The sequence below is a fragment of the Microbulbifer discodermiae genome (genome assembly GCF_040742695.1).
GTDB lineage: Bacteria > Pseudomonadota > Gammaproteobacteria > Pseudomonadales > Cellvibrionaceae > Microbulbifer.
Map to the genome: position 1 here is coordinate 1 of NZ_JBFLAB010000130.1, position 2,598 is coordinate 2,598.

The window sequence follows — 2,598 nt, forward strand, 5'->3', positions numbered from 1 at the left end:
GCGCCCCAGCAGCGGGTCGTAGATGCGCCCGTTCATATGGATCAGGCCCATCCGGTCGAGGGATTCGTGGCCGGTAAAGCCCCGCGGGGTTATATCCAGGATATTGGTCAGCTGGGTGCTGCTGAGGGCATCCCGCCAGTTGTGGGGCTGGCGCCGCTGCCCCCAGGGATCGAAGCTCAGCTGCTCGGTGACAGCGCCTGTGGCATCCGTCACCACATCCAGCGAGCCCAGGTGGTCCCGTAGCAGATAGCGGTTTTTGGTCACCGTCAAATGGTCGTCGGCGCTCTCCCCTGCCAGGGCACCGGCAGCCTTATCCGCCTGCCACTGGCGCATATCGGTATCGTATTTGTCCGTGGTGAGAACGAAGCCTGCGATGTAAAGAGCGGGGCTTTACCCAGCAATCACTTGCCGATAGCGTGGATATTCACGTCAGCCAGATTCGACGTTATGAGAACGGACAGACACAGCCAACCCTCGACGTTATTCGTAAGCTGGCTATTTCGCTTGGCGTAAGTGCAGATTTGCTAGTTTTTGACAAAGATGAACGGGAACCCAGGGAGGAACTATAACACCAATTTGAGGCGTTAAACCAGTTTAACGATGAAGAAATCAAGATTGCCAAGGCACTGCTGGAAAGCCTGATTCTCAAGCACAATGCGAAACGGGCATTTATAGATAGCTAACGCAATCATGAAGACGCTGACCTGAAGGGCGGCAACCCAACAGGCCAGCTAATCACAACCAACTGCGAGAGAGTTGATTATGACTAAGCCAAAGGATACGTCAGGCCAGCGCCTGCGTAACAGTAAAATTTGTCAGGAGCGCTACATTAAAGTCCAGGAGGCCTACTATGAGTACCGCCTCAAGAAACAGCCACCCTATGCTGCCAGCCGCTTCGTGTCATGGATCACAATCAGGGGCCACTGGCTTGAACGAGCCGGCTTTGTGGTGGATACGCCGATCAAGGTCAGGGTCATGGAGCGGTGTTTGGTGTTGACTGCTGAATAAACAAATTAACATAAGACCCCAGCAAATTAGCTCTGCCGGGGTTTTGAATCTGAACTGGGCGGGTGACTTGAGATTTATAAAGCCGCAGTGTCTATTCCTATTTCCAATTGCATTGTGGGGTCATTATTTCAGCTCCATCCAAATCTGACGTAGCCTGAGCGAAGAGATCCTAATTTTTATTACTTCGTTTTTCCAACATATAGAATATCATTGCTAGTATGGCCCCCAACAAAATTCCACCGCCACTCCATAAGAAGAGACTAAAAGTTGATACAATTATTCCTTTTTGCCCCAGAGCAAATCCAATAAATCCTAACAAAAAGCACCAGAAGAAAAGTTTCTTAAATAGTGACTTACTCACTTGATCTGCTCCTTTGATTTGCCCATGGGTCTAACTTAATTCGTCTGGACTCATCAACCCACGGATAACCTTCTACCCACTGATGAGGAAAAGGATGATCAATCGTTCCCCATTCATAAATAATTTCAAAGCGCCACTGGGTGCTTAAGCTATCATAAAAACTAGGATCATTGAGTTGATCCACTAGATACAGGGATTGATCTCCACAGCCATAATAGTTAGGGCAAAAAGGTAAGCTACTTTCAATGTTATTTAGCCACCCATTTACTGTCCCATCTCCCGGCCTGCGTAATCCTTTTTCAATTAGATCCTTAACCACTTGGTCAAACTTTTTTTCGATGGTTAACAGGTCAGATGAAATCCCGTCAGTACCCTTTTGTGCAATAGACGACTCAAAAAGAATACTATTTCAGCTTATTTTTCTTCCACACCTGTAGCAGTTTTTTGAAGGCCAGCGAATTTCGAATATCGACCAGCCTCGAAATACCTGTCTAGCGGCGCAATCTGGATTCTTACATTTTAGGTTAAAAGCATAAAGCACCGTAAAAACCCCAAATGCCAAGGCTATTATAAAAAGCCAATCCTTCCAAAAAGCAATATTTTCGCTCTGTTTTAAAGCTTCCTGAATTCTGTACAAGGCTATCAAAATAACCTCAATCGCTATAAAAATTTTTAGCCTTGATGATTTTGTTGAAAATAGTGCATACATGTTTAATAACTACCTTTTCGTCCAGGCTCACCAATAATGTCCCCACCACCAGGGCCATGAATTATCCGGCCAAATAAGCGACCTAAATCTCTAGCTGTAAACGATCCTGTTACAGTCGCGTTGACTGACCCGCCCAACTGCGGACCTATGTCAATAGTAAGAGATGAGGGGGGAAAGTAGGAGCTATCTCCTAGAGGTATGCCGTAAGAACCACCAAACTTACCAAAGCCAGCTGTAACTTCTGCCCCAACACCATCAAAGTTACTGCGATGCCCTGGAGTCAAGGTAACGCCTACAGCCAACCTTCCTGTAGCAAGGCCACCTTCCTCTTTAGAAAAGGTTGCGAATAATCCGATATCTGCTGGATGTGCAAAAGTAACTAGGGCCTGTTAACACTAATTTTGATAAAATCTGCGTTTATGGAAATCACAAAATCGCAATTCAAAATTATCGAACACCTGCTGCCTTTACAGCGAGGTAACGTCAAAATACCGAATATACAGGTCATAAACGCTGTTTT

The 2,598-nt window shown here is 46.3% G+C and carries 5 protein-coding genes; 2 read left to right on the plus strand and 3 right to left on the minus strand.

Translation table 11 applies throughout. The annotated features are described in order from the left end of the window. Nucleotides 1-333 (minus strand): RHS repeat domain-containing protein (locus tag AB1S50_RS19275; RefSeq protein WP_367152877.1); only part of this gene is annotated, 333 nt, incomplete at its 3' end. Nucleotides 334-368: 35 nt separating this feature from the next. On the opposite strand from AB1S50_RS19275, the gene AB1S50_RS19280 reads away from it, so the two are divergent. Then, nucleotides 369-569: a helix-turn-helix domain-containing protein gene (locus AB1S50_RS19280; RefSeq protein WP_367152883.1), complete on the plus strand. Its 201-nt coding sequence runs from the start codon at nt 369-371 to the stop codon at nt 567-569. 193 nt (nt 570-762) lie between these two features. Next, the gene (locus tag AB1S50_RS19285) at nt 763-1,008 is read left to right on the plus strand and encodes a SymE family type I addiction module toxin (protein ID WP_367152879.1); all 246 of its coding nucleotides are present in this window, start codon (nt 763-765) and stop codon (nt 1,006-1,008) included. A 169-nt stretch (nt 1,009-1,177) separates the two neighbouring features. Here AB1S50_RS19285 and AB1S50_RS19290 read toward each other — a convergent pair whose 3' ends face one another. Together AB1S50_RS19290 and AB1S50_RS19295 are read right to left on the minus strand one after the other, a co-directional pair. Further along, a complete protein-coding gene (locus AB1S50_RS19290) occupies nt 1,178-1,369 on the minus strand; it encodes a hypothetical protein (RefSeq protein WP_367152880.1) in 192 nt (63 codons plus the stop codon). After that, on the minus strand, nt 1,362-1,688 hold the full coding sequence (locus tag AB1S50_RS19295; protein WP_367152882.1) for a hypothetical protein: 327 nt from the start codon (nt 1,686-1,688) through the stop codon (nt 1,362-1,364). Before AB1S50_RS19295 ends, AB1S50_RS19290 begins: the two co-directional genes overlap by 8 nt. Nucleotides 1,689-2,598 lie beyond the last annotated feature (910 nt).